Source organism: Flavobacterium sp. HJJ (genome assembly GCF_015351475.1).
Classification (GTDB): Bacteria; Bacteroidota; Bacteroidia; order Flavobacteriales; family Flavobacteriaceae; genus Flavobacterium; species Flavobacterium marginilacus.
In genome coordinates, this window is the sequence record NZ_JADKPR010000041.1 from 1 (window position 1) to 15,452 (window position 15,452).

Sequence of the window (15,452 nt, forward strand, 5' to 3'; positions counted from 1 at the left end):
CGCAATCCAACCTTGCACTTTCAGTCTGCCTAACCAAATCTATGGACTTTCAGTCCATAGTGGTTTAGTCTATTTTTTGTTTTTTTGACAAATTATGTTCTCAATTATTTGTGAGTTAGTGCGTTGTGTCAAATAATTTTTATACCTTTAATTTCATATTTTCCCCAAAACTTCAATCAATTATTTCTAATTAGCATTTTGTTATAAACTGTGCATACTGTTTAAATGCTGTCTCTAAATATTATTATCTATTTGAAAAAAAAGCGATTCCTTATATGATTTTTTAACTAATACATTTTGCAGATATGAAAGAAAAATTACCATCTGTTGAAGAATTGTTACAAAAAATAAAAAAGCAGGAAAATACCATTTCGCTATTGCAAAAGAAGATTGATTCTATTGCTAATTATGAGTTTTTTACCAGAGAAACTTCAGATTTTATTTGTGTTTCAGATTTAAACAGAAATCTGAAAGATTTTAACCTAGTGTTCATTAATAAATTAGGTTACTCCAAAAGAGAATTATTACTAAAGAGTTTTCTCAATTACATTCATCCAGATGATAGGCCCAAAGTAGAGTTTTCTGCACAAGAACTTTTAAGCGGAAAAAAGTCTGTTATTTCTGAAAACAGAATCATTACAAAAAGCGGAGAACACATAACAGTGCAGTGGACTTCTATTATAAATCCTTCCAAAAATTTAGTGTATTCTATAGGCAGAGACATTACCGAAATCAGAAAAATTCAAGAGCAGTTATCAGCAAGCGAAAGTTTATTGAATGATGCTCAGAAAATTGCTAAAATTGGAAGCTGGGAATTCAATATTGTTACTAATGAATTGATTTGGTCCAACGAATTGTATCAAATTTTTGAAATGGATAAAAGTCTTTTAGTCCCTTTATTTGATAACTATTTAAACTATTTTACAGAAGAGGATAAAAAACTGCTGTATGCCAGAATAAATGGCTGTATACAAAAGAAAGAGCCTTATGAAGTAACACATAAAATACTATTTCCCAACAATAGGTTTAAATGGATTTATGGAACAGGAATTCCAGTGTTAAACGATAAAAATGAAGTTGTAGCCCTGAGGGGAATTGCTCAGGATGTTACCGAAAAAAAACGGATAGAAAGTGAAATTCTGGCCAAAGAAAAAGAAGTTGAAAGTATCAGGGACAAAGAGCGGGAGCAGAGGAGTAATGCCAAGTTTAGAAATTACGTTGAAAATGCACCCGACGGGGTTATAGTTGTTACCAAAGAAGGACAGTTTTTGGAAATAAATCCTGCAGCATCAAAAATTACAGGATATTCAAAAAAGAAATTATTAAAAAAATCACTAAATGATTTAACACCATCGAATTTTTTACCAAAGATTGAATCGGTTTTAAGCACTCTTTTTCTGAATGAAACCTCAAATGATATTATTCCTTTTATACATAGTGATAAAGGCAAACGTCTTTGGTCAATTGATGCAGTTAAACTGTCAGAAAAGCAGGCTTTACTCTTTGTAAGAGATGTTACCGAACGGGAAAAAGCGGAAGTAAAACTGAAAGAAAGTGAGCTTTTTTTAAAAGAAACCCAAAGCATAGCTCAGATAGGGACTTACAGTATTAATATGTACACCGGAAAATGGGCACGTACTGATTTACTGGATACTATTTTAGGCATTGATGCTGATTATGATCTGGATGAAGCAAGCTGGACTGCTTTAGTGCACCCGGACTGGAGAGAGAAATTAGCTGTCTATTTCCAAGAAGAAGTGGTTGGTAAAAGAAAACAATTTGACAGAGAATATAAAATAATAAGAGTAAACGATAAAGAAGAACGCTGGGTGCATGGACTTGGAACCTTAAAGTGGGACGAAGAAAATAAGCCTTTGGTTATTTTGGGAACTATACGGGATATTACCGAGCACAAATTATTGGAGTTAGAATTAATCAGAGCTAAAGAAAAGGCAGAAGACAGCGAAAAAGATTTGTATGTAAAATATAATGAATACGAAGAAATAAACGAAAAATTAAAGCAAACCAATAAAGAATTAAAAAAGGCCAAAATTCAAGCAGAAGAAGCCAATAAAGCCAAATCGGATTTTTTATCGAATATGAGTCACGAGATCCGTACGCCACTAAACGGGATAGTAGGTTTCACTGATTTATTGATGAAAACTGAACTCGAAAAAAACCAATTGGAGTATATGTCAACGGTCAATATTTCGGCCAATTCTTTAATGGAAATTATTAATGACATACTTGATTTTTCCAAAATTGAATCCGGTAAATTAGATCTGAACATTGAAAATGTTGATCTTTTTAGACTGCTGCATCAGGTGATAGAATTGTTTAAACATCAAGCCAATCTCAAAAATATCGATTTGTCGCTTACTATAGGGGAAAATGTTCCGCAGTATATATATGCAGATTCGATTCGGCTGAAACAGATATTGGTGAATTTAATAAGCAATGCTTTAAAATTTACTTCTTTCGGTCACATCCATTTGGATGCTGAACAGATAAAAGGGGGCAAAAAAAAAACGGGCATAAAATTTTCTATCAAAGATACCGGTATTGGAATCAAGCTGTACAATCAAAAGAAAATTTTCAATTCCTTTGTGCAGGAAGACAATGCTACATCAAGAAAATTTGGAGGTACTGGTTTAGGGCTGGCTATTTCCAATCTGCTTCTTGGACTGATGAAGAGTAACCTTCAGCTGAAAAGTAAGTATGGAGACGGAAGTGATTTTTTCTTTTTGGTTAAATTTAAAAAAGCTGAACCTCCTAAAGATACTTTTGCCGATTTGATGTCCAATAAGGTAATCTCAAAGATTGAAGGTTCAAATAATTTGGGCATACTGCGTATTTTGATTGTAGAAGACAATAAAATAAATATGTTCCTGGCTAAAACATTGGTAAAAAGGATTATTCCTAACGCTATTATCCTAGAAGCTATGGACGGACAGGAGGGTGTAGAACAGTTCAAAATCAATAATCCAGATTTGATTTTAATGGATATACAAATGCCTATCAAAAATGGATATGACGCTGCTGTGGAAATTAGAAACCATAAAAAAGGATGCGAATTACCGATAATCGCTTTAACTGCTGGAATTATGGTTGGCGAAAAAGATAAATGTCTCGAATTTGGGATGAACGATTATATTTCCAAACCAATAATCGAAGACGATCTGGAAGCGGTACTCCGAAGATGGTTGTTCACAAAAATCGTTTAGACTAACCCAAGAAACTATTATTGTAATCCGAAATTTTTAAACAGCTCCTGATAATTTGGATTGGAAGAATCCAGTTGTTTTAGCTGAAGAACCGTCTGCTGTGCTTTAGTCTGGTTTCCGGATTGAATGTACACAAAAGCAAGTGCATAATATAAATCGGGTGTGTCAGGATTTATAGTAATTCCTTTTTGTAAAACAGTTTCGGCTTCCTTGAACTTTTTCTTAGTATTGAGCATTAGCCCATAATTATAATACACTCTTGGGTTTTGCGATTTTAAGGCTATCGCTTTCGCAAAAGAATTTTCCGCAGCATCCTGATTGTTCATTTCATTGTATAATAATGCCAGGTTGTAGTAGATGCGTTCGTTATTTGGGTCATTTTTTAAAGCTTTCTGCAAAACCTGTAAGGAAGCATCGTTTTTGCCAACGGCATTATAAAGCGAAGATAAATTAAGTAGAGCATAATTCATCTGATTGTCTTTTTTGAGCCCTTTTAGATAGAACGATTCGGCATTTGTATAATCCTGAATTTTTAAATAATAATCGGCCAGCATTACATTTCCAGTTGAAAAATCGGTTTGATAATGAAGAAAACTAACTAATTCTTTATCGGCTGCAGTATATGCATCTGCAAATTGGCTTGGGATCTGGTTTTTTGGTAAACCCAAAAATAAATCAGCTGCAGCGATTCGGACAGCCCTCACGTTATCCGACAATAATGGGCCGGCACTTTTAATCCAATTCTCAGCAGGGAAAATAGCCAGACTGCGCAAAGCTCTGTAGCGTACCTGTGCATCTTTATGGTTTAAACAGGATAACAGTGTATTTAAACTGGTTTGGTCACTAAAACTTCCTAAGTAGAAAACAGCTGTAGCCTTAATTATATTTGGGATATTTGGGGTGTTTATTAACTGTATCAGATAAGGTTCACTGTTGTTATCCAGTTTACTTCCAGGAATTAGGTCGTCGGCAAAATGATATTTTCGGTTTGGACCATACCATTTGATTACTGCATCGGCCAGAGTTTTTTCTGATTTGTCTTTATGGCAGTTGCTGCAGGCATTTGGTGTGCCGTATTTTACAGACAGGTCAGGACGGGGCACTCTAAAACTATGATCGTGGCGCAGATCGTTACCCATATATATTTTTCCAGGCATGTGGCAGTTTACACAAAGTGATCCTTTTGAATTGGATGTATGAAAAGTGTGTTTTGGCGTGTTGTATTTGGAAGTGTTATGGCATTGTACACACGTCTGATTATCGATATGTTTCAGTTTGATGCTGTGCGGATTGTGGCAGTTACTGCATTTTACGCCTTTGCTGTACATTTTGCTCTGCAAAAAGGAAGTGTAAATATAATCTTCATCATTGACTTGTCCATCTGCATGGAAAAATTCGGTATCGGGAATCTGCGGAATATAATTATCCATAATTTCTTTACTGTCGATGTGTTTCGCACTGATTTCGGAAACGCGGGCATGACAGGGCGCGCAGGTATTGATCTGCTCCAATTGTCCTGAGTTTCTGCCTAGCTTCATAAAACTTCCAGTTACTTTATCGCCTGATTTATAGTCGGAGCTGTTTACATAATTTAAATGCTTTTGTCCAGCTCCGTGACAGCTTTCGCAGCTTACATTGATTACGCTGTAGCTGGTTTTGTAAGTATCGGTTTTGGTGTCGTAATTTTTATGCAGATTGGTCGAATGGCAGGATGCACACATCGTATTCCAATTTTGGGCATTGCCAGTCCAATGCAGCCAGTCGTGTGAAGGTATTTTCTGCCCTGCATATTGATTGAACCATTTTCTTTTATTTACATCCCAGCTCAAACGGGGAACCTGCATTCTTCCTCCAGGAAAATGAACCAGATATTGCTGCAGGGGTTTGTATCCAAAGATGTATTTTACTTCAAAATCATGGTTTTTACCGTCAGCTCCTTCGGTATTGATGAAAAATTTAGAGCCTTTTTTAAAGAATCTGCTCGTAATGCCGTCAGCAGTGAAGGTTACATTATTAAAATCTCCTTTTACAGTCGAATCATTGGCAGGAAGCATTGACATATAATGGTCTGACTGTTTCCATTGATGATGTTCGGAGGTATGGCATTTTACACAGGACTTATCACCTACATAGGTATTATTAGCAGAAAGAGATTCGGTATATTCAGCATCTTTCGTACTACAGCTGTCAACAATAAAAACTCTAAAAACCACAAAGATTAGAAGGATAGCTATAATAATTGATGGTTTTTTGAGCATGAAGAGTTAGTTTTCTCAAAAATATAGAATTTTAAAACAGAAGCAAAGGTATTTTTTGCAATAATTAGCAATAAATATAGTGCTTTTACAAAAAAAAGAGTGCTTGAATAAACAAACACTCTTTTCGGGGCATTATAAATTAATTACATTACGCTTTCTTTTTAGTTTTAGCATCACAACAAGACTTTTTAGATTTGTCGCATGCTTTTTTTCCCTTTGCAGAGCATTCTTTTTTAGGAGTTTCTTTAGGCTTTGTTTCCTGAGCACTTACATTCATACCTGCTGAAAAAAGAGCTACTGCTATAATGGTGATTAGGTTTTTCATTTTTTTTGATTTTTGATTTTAAAGTGATTCAAAAGTATTATTTTTTTTGAATCAGAATCATTAATTAACTTTTCTCTACAATAATTTTAACTAAATCGGCAGTACTTAATACCCCAGACTGTCTCCATAACTGTTTTCCGTTTTGGAAAAGTATCATTGTAGGAACACTGCGTACCTGATATTGTGCCGCAATCTGCTGGTTTTTGTCTACGTCAATTTTGATGATCGAAACTCGGTCACCCAAACTGTCTTTTACTTGTTTTAGAATAGGTGCCAATGTTTGGCATGGTCCGCACCATGTCGCAAAAAAATCAACCAGAACTGGTTTTTCAGATTGTATTATATCGTTGAAAGTACTCATTTTTTAGGGTATTTTTTTTGGGGAACGGCACAGCCTTTTGGTCCGCATCCTGAATTAAATAGTGCTTGAATAAAGAAAAATAAACCAAAGATAATAAAAAACCATTCGTGCGTATTGTAGGCCTGTACGAATAAAAATACGGCAAAAGCTAAACGGAAAATCCGCATGACATGCCAGTTGCTTAACAATAAATTTTTCATTCTTTTGGGTTTATTTTTTTTGAAATTCAATCCATAATTCAGTTCTGGATCTTGGTGCAACAGAATTTTGACATTCTTCCATTTTTATAAAATTAAAAGTGTCTTTGAAAAGTATTTCATATTCTTTTTGGCTTCCGCCAAAAGGAGGATTACTTTCGAATATTCTGTTGAATAATAGTCCGGCAATTGTTCCTTCTTTGGCTAAAAGCTGATGCATTTTTGATACATAATCTTCACGCATCTCAGGCAGCAGTGCGCAAAAAAAGGTTTGTTCGATTATTAAATCATATTCTCCCTGATGTTCAAAAAAATCGCCTAAAATAATATTGATAGCAGGGCTGTTTCTGAACTTGATTTTTAATTTTTCTACCAATACTGGAGCAATATCGATAATCGTAATATTAGTAAATTCTTGTTCCAAAAGATATTCGGCTTCGTAGGAGTTCCCACAGCCGGGAATCAAGATTCGAATGTTTTTATTTTTTAATGTATCAATGTGACTTTTTATAGGGGGAGAAATTGTTCCAAGATCCCAGCCTAATATGTCGGCTTTATATTGATTATCCCAAAAAGTTTGATTGCTGTTTTCCATTTTTATTTGATGTTCTTAGGTGTTCGCGAGAGGGATAGAAATAAGCTACCAAAGTAGCATGGATAGCCCGACCGCATTAAGGAAAGTGGCCGACTAACCGCAACGAGAAGCTGGCCGCTTTTATTAATGTGGTCTCGCCCTAATTGTTCTTTTTATTTTTTGAATTTGGCATTGCCATTGATTTTTGTTATTGAATCTTGCTTTGGCACACAAAATCCGTTCTGGGAATATCCGTTTTGGAGATGGCACTGAATCCTCCTTCAATCTCACTGAAATTTCGGAAACCGCGGGCATACAGAATAGAGGATGCGATCATACTGCGGTATCCTCCGGCGCAATGCATAAAAAAGTGTTCGTTTGGATTGATGTCTTTTATCCAGTCGTTGATGCTGGCGAGCGGTTTACAGTAAGCTTCAGCAACATGCTCAGCACGGTATTCTGTTTCTTTGCGGATATCGATTATTTTGCTTTCGCCAATTTTTACTTGTTTTTGAAACTCTTCGGCGGTGATTCTTTTTATGGTGTCAACGTCTTTTTCTGAATTTTTCCAACTTTCGAAACCGCCTTTTAAATGACCAATTAAATTGTCAAAACCCACACGGCTCAATCGGGTTACGGTTTCTTCTTCTCGTCCCAGTTCGGTAATTAACAGAATGGGCTGTTTTACATTGGCAATTAAAGCGCCTGCCCAAGGAGCAAAATCACCATCAATACCGATGTTTATAGACTGCGGAATGAAGCCTTTGGCAAAATCGCTGTTCTTTCGGGTATCTAATAGTAATGCTCCGGTTTCATCTGCGGCAGATTCAAATTCGGTAACCGATAATGCGTTCATTCCGTGTTTTAAGACTTCCTGAAAACTGTCATATCCTTTTTTGTTCATAGCGACATTCATGCCAAAATAGGCTGGGGGAGGAAGCAGTCCATCGGTTACTTCAGTTATGAATTCGGCTTCGGTCATGTTGGCTCTCAATGCATAATTGCTGGCTTTTTGGTTTCCAATGGTCGAAACCGTTTCTTTGCTCATGTTTTTACCGCAGGCACTGCCAGCACCGTGGGCTGGATATACAATAACATCATCTGCTAAAGTCATAATTTTGTTTCTTAACGAATGAAACAGCAGCCCAGCTAATTGTTCCTGAGTCATTGAAGCGGCTTTTTGAGCAAGATCTGGTCTTCCTACATCGCCAATAAACAAAGTGTCACCAGAGAAAATAGCATGATCTTTTCCGTTTTCGTCAATCAGCAAATAAGTAGAGCTTTCTAATGTATGGCCAGGAGTATGCAGTACTTTTATTTTGATATTTCCTATTTCGAATAGTTGATTATCAGCTGCAATGACAGCTTCAAATTCGGGTTTTGCAGTTGGTCCATAGACTATGGCAGCACCGGTTTCTTTGCTTAAATCAAGATGACCCGAAACAAAATCGGCATGAAAATGGGTTTCAAAAATATATTTCAATTTCACACCGTCACGTTCAATTCTGTCCAAATATGGCTGTGTTTCTCTTAACGGATCAATTATAACCGCTTCGCCATCAGAAGTGATATAATAAGCTCCCTGCGCCAAACATCCTGTATATATTTGTTCTATCTGCATGATTTTTATTTTATATAAAGTTACTAAGTTTCTGTTGAGTTACTAAGATTCTGAGCTGCTAAGAAGCTAAGTTTAATGGTTTAAATTTGTTTAACTGTTTAAAAGTTTAATCGTTAAAAAGTTTTAAGTAAAAGATTTAGAAATTCAGCATCTTAGCTGCTTAAAAAAATCTCCTTGACAACGATGTAAATTCCCATTACCAGAATAAACCAGCCAAACATTGGCTTGAGTTTATTACCGTCTATTTTTTTTGATAATTGTGTACCGATAATCATTCCGATGAAAGCCATGCTTGAAATGCTGGCTAAAAAAATATAATTGATAGGTGTCTTAATGTATAAGTCACCTAAAAAACCAATAGCCGAGTTTATAAATATGATTAATAATGAAGTGCCAACCGCTTGTTTCATTGGTAAATTAGCAAAAAATAAAAGAGCAGGAATGATTAAAAAACCGCCGCCGGCACCTAGAAAACCAGTTATGATTCCGACAACTGCTCCAATTGCTGACAGCTGCCAATAATTGGTATGGAGAACTTGTGTCTGTGTTATGGTCTTGCTGATCATAGAAAAAGAAGCAGTAATCATCAGAACTGCAAAAATGATCATAATCAGAAAGTTTTTGGTAACTTGAAAATCATTTATTGTAAAAAGTATATTCGGAATTTTTAAAATAATTACTTCCCGAATAACCAATATTGAAAATACTGAGGGTACTGCAAAATATAATGCCGATTTGATTTTGAGGTTTCCCATTCGGTAATGACTGAAGCATCCTGATAAAGCTGTAATTCCTACGATGAATAAGGAGTAACTGGTTGCCAGTTTTGGATCAATTTTAAACAAATAGACCAATATCGGAATGGTCAAAATTGAACCACCGCCACCGATTAACCCCAGTGAGAGACCTATTATGACTGCAGCCAAATAACCGAAATATTCCATGTTTTGTTTTGTTTACGGCAAAGATGCAAAGACTATTGCTGATCTTTGGTAACTTTTGTCACTTTTGGAAAAGTTGTGGAATTTGAGATTTGTATTTTGTATTTTTTTTGAAATTTACATCAATATTTCAATCTGATTACGTGACAGAATTACCAGACCTCTCTGTTCCATTTTTTTGAGCAGTCTCGAAATAACTTCTCTTGATGTATTTAAATCAGAGCTAATTTCCTGATGCGAAAGTTTCAGTTCTTTACAACCGCAGGCTTCTACCTGGCGTTTTAGATAAAATTCCAAGCGTTCGTCCATTGCTCTGAAGGCGATACTGTCAATTACTTCCAGCATTTCTTCCAGGCGGTTACGGTAGGAACCTACAACAAATTCGTACCAGCTTCTGTGCTGCATCATCCATTTGTCCATCATTGATAACGGCAGCATGATGATTTCGGCATCTTCAACCGCTTTTGCCATGATTTTGCTTTTTTCATTTTTGACTGCACAAACCATCGATAGCGCGCAGGCTTGCCCAGGCTGTAAATAATACATGAAAAATTCTCCTCCGTCGCTGTCTTCACGATAGACTTTGATTGTTCCTTTAACTAACAGAACAGTATTTTTTATGTACTGCCCAGTGCGCATAATGACCTCTCCGGTACTGAATGTCCTGATGATTTCATTTGCTTTGATATCCTGTATCAATTCGTTAGAGAAAGTCGGGAATATTTTTTTTAACAGTTCAGGCATCGGATTTATTTTAAAAAAATAATTTAGAATTTTAAGAGTGTAAAAATAATGAAAATATGTGCTTATCTATAATTGAAATTGAGTATGATATAGTGTGAGGATAGTTTGTGTATTACGAAAACGTTTTCTTTAAAATATTGTGTAATTCACAAAAAACAAGTGTATTGTTTGAGAAAAATCTCGTATTTTTACGAAAAATTATATATTATGAATTTGACACAAGAAGAATGGGTTTCTCAAATGAAAGCCGATGAAAATGCAGTCCTATTAGATGTAAGAACCGAAGACGAATGCGATCAAGGAATAATAGAAGGATCTATTAATATTGATATTCATAAAGGACAGGAGTTTGTCGATGCTGTTGCAGCATTAGATAAGAGTAAAAATTATTATGTATACTGCCGTTCCGGAATGAGGAGTGCTAAGGCATGTGAAATAATGAACGAATTAGGTATAGAAAATGCTTATAATCTGCTTGGCGGCATTATAGAATGGGAAGGTGATATAGTTTAATATCACAAAGAGGCACTGCCTCTTTTTAAATTTATTAGGAAATAACCAAAATAACCAAAGAATGAATACGATACCTCAAGAATTCCAAATTACGTCTCTGCTTAATCAAGACACTTATTTGGTAAATGGTGAATTAAAAAAATGGACTGGAAAAACAACACCTGTATATTCAACTATATCTTCAACGGAGAAATATGAACCAACATTATTGGGTTCTATTCCGTTTATGGGCGAAGCAGAAGCGCTGGAGGTTGCAGAATCTGCCAGAGCGGCTTTTGATAACGGACAAGGATTATGGCCAACAATGAAAGTGGTTGACCGTATCAAATGCATGGAAAAGTTTGTTGTTAAAATGAAAGAAACCCGTGCAGAAGTAGTTAAACTTTTGATGTGGGAAATTGGAAAAACACTTGGCGATTCTGAAAAAGAATTTGACAGAACTGTAGAATACATTCAGGATACTATCGAAAGTTATAAAGAACTGAACAGCCGTTCTGCTTATTTTTCGAAAGTTCAAGGTATAAACGCAATGGTGCGCAGAGGACCAATTGGAGTTGTATTGTGTCTTGGACCTTACAACTATCCGCTGAATGAGACATTTACACTGCTTATACCTGCTTTGATTATGGGGAATCCTGTAATATTCAAGCCGGCAAAACATGGTGTATTATTGATTTCACCTTTATTGGAAGCTTTCAAAAGCAGTTTTCCAAAAGGCGTAATCAGCATTGTTTATGGAAGAGGAAGGGAAATTGCTTCGCCGATAATGAAATCTGGAAAAGTAGATATTCTGGCTTTAATCGGAAACAGTAAATCAGCTATTGCTTTACAGGATCAGCACCCTAATAAAAACAGACTGCGTCTGGTATTAGGTCTGGAGGCTAAAAATCCAGCTATTATACTTCCGGATGCCGATTTAGATTTGGCTATTCAGGAATGTATTGCAGGAACTTTATCTTTTAACGGACAAAGATGTACTGCGCTAAAAATTATTTATGTTCACGAAAATGTAGCCGCTGAATTCAACAAGCGTTTTGCCGAAAAAGTAGATGCATTAAAGTTTGGAAATCCTTGGGAAAAAGGAGTTGCTTTAACACCGCTTCCAGAGACCGAAAAACCGGCATATATTCAGGAATTAATTGATGATGCTGTCAGCAAAGGGGCAAAAGTAATTAATGCAAAAGGAGGAGAACATTCAGATAATTTTATATTCCCTGCTATTTTGTTCCCAATTAATAAAGAGATGCGTGTTTATCATGAAGAGCAGTTTGGTCCGGTAGTACCAATTTTGACTTTCAAAGATATTCAGGAGCCATTAAATGATATGGCCGAGTCCAACTATGGACAGCAGGTAAGTTTGTTTGGTAAAAACATCAAAACTATTGCACCGCTTATTGATACTTTGGTGAATTTGGTTTGTCGTGTTAACCTCAACAGTTCTTGTCAGCGAGGACCAGACGTTTTCCCTTTCACAGGAAGAAAAGATTCTGCTTTCGGGACATTGAGTATTCATGATGCTTTGCGTTCGTTCTCAATTAGAACTTTCGTCGCTTCAAAAGACAATGCATATAATAATGAAATTCTGCAGGAATTATTAAACAGTAAAGAATCGAATTTCATCAATACCGATTATATTTTGTAATCGTTTTTTAAAATAGTTTAAAACCGTCTCGTTGCATGCTGTAATGAGACGGTTTTTTGTTGCACATAGATTCTGCACTTAAAACATTTTTTCAAAATATTTCTAAAGCCATATTAAGGAATAGTAGTTTTTAGTTTTAATAAAGCAGGAGTAAACTGATAAAAATAAAATATAGATTTATTAGAAAATCAGCACAGAATCTTTGCATGAAATTGGTTTGCGAAAACACTTAGATACAAGAGCTGGAAGTATTTGAATCTCTTTTGAAAAATAACTGTTTGATTATTAAGAGGATTACTTTCGAAAGTATGATAATTATTGCTTAAATTAGTAGTAAGTTTTAAAATTTATCAAACATCAAAAAGAGAATAAAAATAGCAGCCAAAACAATACACGAACAACTGCACCGTGAGCCTTATTATGTGCATCCTCATCTGGCTTTTATTCCAAATATTGTGATTAACCTTATTACCTTCATTATTGCTTTAGTTTTAGCAGGATCAATTCTCTATCTGCTGATTCGATTTCTTACAAAAGCGTTCTACCATTTATGATTCTCTGATGCTTTCCGCATGACTTCTGGCATTTGTAGCAGTACTTTTGCATGTCATTATTTCACTTTCGCTTTCATCTGATAAATTAAGTATTTCTTTAAAAATATAAAATATTTAAAATTTATTTTGTGTTAATTATCTTGATATTGTGTGTGTTGCTTAGTGTGAAAACTTATTGAATACTCAATAAATTGCTTTTTTATTTTGAATTCATTAATTTTGCACTGTTATTTTTGTTTTTATTTGAAAATTCACTGATTTCATGATAATTATCAGGTTTCTTGCTACAACGTTTTCATAAATTTGATTCATAATTAAAAACAATCAGACCATGAAAGCAGAATTCAAATTTCTAACGGTATTTGCTTTACTAATTGTGTCAGGAACAACAAGTATAGCGCAGGAAATAAACTGGTCAGCACCAGAATATAGCAGCTCCTTAACGAACCCATTTGTAGGAAATCAAAAAGCAACAAATGATGGTAAAGTAATTTTCGACGAAATGTGTGTTTTGTGTCACGGAAATAATGGACAGGGAAATGGTGAAGCAGGCCATGCCTTAAAGCCTCATCCTGCTAACTTAGCAGCGTTAAATGTAAAAAACCAGCCAGATGGAGCTATTTTTTGGAAAATAACGAACGGAAGAGCACCGATGGCTACTTATTTTGAACTTTTAAATGATGATCAGCGCTGGAAGCTGGTCAATTATATACGAGAATTAGAAAAAAAATAATTTTGAATTAGTACCCCGAATAATTTTTTTTTCAACAAACCGTTACCGCTTACATTTAAAGTGATAACGGTTTTTTTTTTGTTACTAAGATACGAAGTGTTTTAGCCGCTTATAATTTTTTAAGAGACTTAAAACCTAAGAGATGTACTATGACTGTATAAATCTATATGGTCTGATAATTTCTGTTATTGAAATTTTCAATGCATCCTAAATGAACTATATCACTTTCAAATATTTCATTGTTTGATACTATTTTTATATTGAATTTTTTATTAGTTGAGTATTTATTAAATAAATATCGAACATCTATTTCCAATGATATTGTCATTTTTGGATTTATTGCGTATTTCTTTGCTCTTTTTAAAATGTCTTTTTGGGTTTTAAACAATATAAAATTATGTTTTATTGAAAAACATATGGAATCAATAATAACTTTTTCATCTGTTTTGTTTTCAATATCAATTTGCAGTAATAAAGGCGCTCCTTGATTATTAAATACACTAGTGAAAGACTCCCATTTTGCGAATGTATTTATTTTTATTTTAGTCATTTTTTTAATTGTTATGTACATTTTGCTAGTAAATATAAATAAACGTTTAGTTGACACTTAATATTGATGTCATGAAAAAGTTTTTTCTTGTTATTAGAAGGGCAGTGATTCATTTACAATAAATTAATAATTAGAAATGTATTCTTTATAAAACAATTTTTTAATTCCATTAGCTCAGAATACGGCATTTTTACGAAATAAATCTTATCATAGAGTATTTTTATGTAGATCTGTGCGGTATGATTTTTTGGAGCATAAAATTCATTTTTCATATGAAGTTCAGTCCTGCTGCCCATTTTGCAAGAGCGATAGCGAACTGACGAACTAATCTTGTAAGTCAAACTCCGGCTTACAAGGATTTCCACTTTTATCGGAGTTCAATGAGAAATTTCAGCTGCCTAAACAAAATTTGTCCTTTACGTTTACGAGGGGGACTTTAGCTCTTAATATAATTTAGTTAAGGCTTTTGTTATTTTTTATAATGGTAACTTATTTTGATAACAAAAAAGCGGAATCTTAAAAATAAAGTCCTAAATCTGATATTTTTTTATAAAAATAAATAATTGATAAATAGCTGTTTAATGGTTTGTTCGGAATATTTAACATTTTCTCAAAGCAACCTTATTTCTTATTTAGCCTCTTCATAATATAAAAACAATATAAATATTTAGTATGAAAAATTTTAGGTTAAAATCAGTTTTAGTAGTTTTATTTGGGTTAATTTTTTTTGTTTCTTGTAATAACGATGATGATAAGTCACCAGTTACAGAAACTGTAAAAAGTGCTTTAGCTACAGAAGTAAAAGGTCCTGCAACTGGAAAAGTGAATACAGAATTAAGTTTTGATGTAACTTTTGTACCCGAAACTGCCTGTGGAGAATTCAGTAAGTTTACAGAAGCAGCTATTGGCTCAGTTAAAGGTTTACAGGTTGAAGTAAAGTATCCATCGCAAGTTTGTACCATGCAGGTTCCTGCTCCAAAAACAGCAGTTTACAAATTCAAATCTGCAGCAAAAGGGACTTTTGAAATTAAGTTCAAAAAATCAGAAACAGAATTCATAATACAAAAAGTTGTTATCTCTGAGTAGTCTTTTAATTTTTAAAAAAAGGCATTTAGTTTTTTTTTTTTTTCAATAAAAATACCAGTCTCAGATTGGTGTTTTATTGGTTTCAAATAGAGTTTAAAACTATGCACTTTCAGCGCATCTCGCTTTAGT

14 protein-coding genes are annotated in these 15,452 nt (G+C 34.4%); 5 read left to right on the top strand and 9 right to left on the bottom strand.

Annotation, left to right across the window (positions count from 1 at the left end):
- Nucleotides 1-305 precede the first annotated feature (305 nt).
- Nucleotides 306-3,224 carry a PAS domain-containing hybrid sensor histidine kinase/response regulator gene (locus IRZ80_RS20135; RefSeq protein WP_194644050.1) on the top strand — a complete coding sequence of 973 codons (2,919 nt, stop codon included), beginning with the start codon at nt 306-308 and terminating at the stop codon, nt 3,222-3,224.
- A gap of 17 nt (nt 3,225-3,241) precedes the next feature.
- Here the strand turns inward: IRZ80_RS20135 and IRZ80_RS20140 are convergent, their stop codons facing one another.
- From IRZ80_RS20140 to IRZ80_RS20175, 8 genes are all read right to left on the bottom strand, one after another.
- Complete coding sequence (locus tag IRZ80_RS20140) at nt 3,242-5,482, bottom strand: tetratricopeptide repeat protein (protein ID WP_194644053.1); 2,241 nt, start codon at nt 5,480-5,482, stop codon at nt 3,242-3,244.
- A 148-nt stretch (nt 5,483-5,630) separates the two neighbouring features.
- Nucleotides 5,631-5,807, bottom strand: a complete 177-nt coding sequence (locus IRZ80_RS20145) for a hypothetical protein (RefSeq protein ID WP_194644055.1) — start codon at nt 5,805-5,807, stop codon at nt 5,631-5,633.
- 64 nt (nt 5,808-5,871) lie between these two features.
- Nucleotides 5,872-6,168, bottom strand: a complete 297-nt coding sequence (trxA, locus tag IRZ80_RS20150) for a thioredoxin (RefSeq protein WP_194644057.1) — start codon at nt 6,166-6,168, stop codon at nt 5,872-5,874.
- Nucleotides 6,165-6,368, bottom strand: coding sequence for a hypothetical protein (locus IRZ80_RS20155; RefSeq protein ID WP_194644058.1), 204 nt, complete (start codon nt 6,366-6,368; stop codon nt 6,165-6,167). Before IRZ80_RS20155 ends, trxA begins: the two co-directional genes overlap by 4 nt.
- 10 nt (nt 6,369-6,378) lie before the next feature.
- Entirely contained in the window at nt 6,379-6,960 is a 582-nt protein-coding gene (locus IRZ80_RS20160) for a methyltransferase domain-containing protein (RefSeq protein ID WP_194644060.1), read from the bottom strand.
- Nucleotides 6,961-7,147: 187 nt separating this feature from the next.
- Nucleotides 7,148-8,560 (bottom strand): MBL fold metallo-hydrolase, encoded by a 1,413-nt coding sequence (locus tag IRZ80_RS20165; RefSeq protein WP_194644062.1) that lies wholly within the window; start codon nt 8,558-8,560, stop codon nt 7,148-7,150.
- A gap of 152 nt (nt 8,561-8,712) precedes the next feature.
- Nucleotides 8,713-9,504 (bottom strand): sulfite exporter TauE/SafE family protein, encoded by a 792-nt coding sequence (locus IRZ80_RS20170; protein WP_194644064.1) that lies wholly within the window; start codon nt 9,502-9,504, stop codon nt 8,713-8,715.
- 114 nt (nt 9,505-9,618) lie between these two features.
- A complete protein-coding gene (locus tag IRZ80_RS20175) occupies nt 9,619-10,245 on the bottom strand; it encodes a Crp/Fnr family transcriptional regulator (protein WP_194644066.1) in 627 nt (208 codons plus the stop codon).
- Between the two features lie 207 nt (nt 10,246-10,452).
- On the opposite strand from IRZ80_RS20175, the gene IRZ80_RS20180 reads away from it, so the two are divergent.
- The 3 genes from IRZ80_RS20180 to IRZ80_RS20190 all read left to right on the top strand — a co-directional run bounded on the left by IRZ80_RS20180 (nt 10,453) and on the right by IRZ80_RS20190 (nt 13,687).
- Entirely contained in the window at nt 10,453-10,758 is a 306-nt protein-coding gene (locus tag IRZ80_RS20180) for a rhodanese-like domain-containing protein (RefSeq protein WP_194644068.1), read from the top strand.
- A 61-nt stretch (nt 10,759-10,819) separates the two neighbouring features.
- Complete coding sequence (locus IRZ80_RS20185) at nt 10,820-12,400, top strand: NADP-dependent glyceraldehyde-3-phosphate dehydrogenase (RefSeq protein ID WP_194644070.1); 1,581 nt, start codon at nt 10,820-10,822, stop codon at nt 12,398-12,400.
- Between the two features lie 885 nt (nt 12,401-13,285).
- Nucleotides 13,286-13,687: a c-type cytochrome gene (locus tag IRZ80_RS20190; protein ID WP_194644072.1), complete on the top strand. Its 402-nt coding sequence runs from the start codon at nt 13,286-13,288 to the stop codon at nt 13,685-13,687.
- Nucleotides 13,688-13,850: 163 nt separating this feature from the next.
- Here IRZ80_RS20190 and IRZ80_RS20195 read toward each other — a convergent pair whose 3' ends face one another.
- Entirely contained in the window at nt 13,851-14,237 is a 387-nt protein-coding gene (locus tag IRZ80_RS20195; RefSeq protein ID WP_194644074.1) for a hypothetical protein, read from the bottom strand.
- 672 nt (nt 14,238-14,909) lie between these two features.
- Between IRZ80_RS20195 and IRZ80_RS20200 the strand changes: the two genes are divergently transcribed.
- Entirely contained in the window at nt 14,910-15,323 is a 414-nt protein-coding gene (locus tag IRZ80_RS20200; protein ID WP_194644076.1) for a hypothetical protein, read from the top strand.
- Nucleotides 15,324-15,452 lie beyond the last annotated feature (129 nt).

What these genes read in the sequence shown, in the direction of transcription:
- IRZ80_RS20200 (WP_194644076.1), top strand. Translation starts at nt 14,910, where the DNA reads ATGAAAAATTTTAGGTTAAAATCAGTTTTAGTAGTTTTATTTGGGTTA.
- IRZ80_RS20135 (WP_194644050.1), top strand. Translation starts at nt 306, where the DNA reads ATGAAAGAAAAATTACCATCTGTTGAAGAATTGTTACAAAAAATAAAA.
- trxA (WP_194644057.1), bottom strand. Translation starts at nt 6,168, where the DNA reads ATGAGTACTTTCAACGATATAATACAATCTGAAAAACCAGTTCTGGTT.
- IRZ80_RS20170 (WP_194644064.1), bottom strand. Translation starts at nt 9,504, where the DNA reads ATGGAATATTTCGGTTATTTGGCTGCAGTCATAATAGGTCTCTCACTG.
- IRZ80_RS20190 (WP_194644072.1), top strand. Translation starts at nt 13,286, where the DNA reads ATGAAAGCAGAATTCAAATTTCTAACGGTATTTGCTTTACTAATTGTG.
- IRZ80_RS20165 (WP_194644062.1), bottom strand. Translation starts at nt 8,560, where the DNA reads ATGCAGATAGAACAAATATATACAGGATGTTTGGCGCAGGGAGCTTAT.
- IRZ80_RS20160 (WP_194644060.1), bottom strand. Translation starts at nt 6,960, where the DNA reads ATGGAAAACAGCAATCAAACTTTTTGGGATAATCAATATAAAGCCGAC.
- IRZ80_RS20195 (WP_194644074.1), bottom strand. Translation starts at nt 14,237, where the DNA reads ATGACTAAAATAAAAATAAATACATTCGCAAAATGGGAGTCTTTCACT.
- IRZ80_RS20145 (WP_194644055.1), bottom strand. Translation starts at nt 5,807, where the DNA reads ATGAAAAACCTAATCACCATTATAGCAGTAGCTCTTTTTTCAGCAGGT.
- IRZ80_RS20185 (WP_194644070.1), top strand. Translation starts at nt 10,820, where the DNA reads ATGAATACGATACCTCAAGAATTCCAAATTACGTCTCTGCTTAATCAA.
- IRZ80_RS20155 (WP_194644058.1), bottom strand. Translation starts at nt 6,368, where the DNA reads ATGAAAAATTTATTGTTAAGCAACTGGCATGTCATGCGGATTTTCCGT.
- IRZ80_RS20140 (WP_194644053.1), bottom strand. Translation starts at nt 5,482, where the DNA reads ATGCTCAAAAAACCATCAATTATTATAGCTATCCTTCTAATCTTTGTG.
- IRZ80_RS20175 (WP_194644066.1), bottom strand. Translation starts at nt 10,245, where the DNA reads ATGCCTGAACTGTTAAAAAAAATATTCCCGACTTTCTCTAACGAATTG.
- IRZ80_RS20180 (WP_194644068.1), top strand. Translation starts at nt 10,453, where the DNA reads ATGAATTTGACACAAGAAGAATGGGTTTCTCAAATGAAAGCCGATGAA.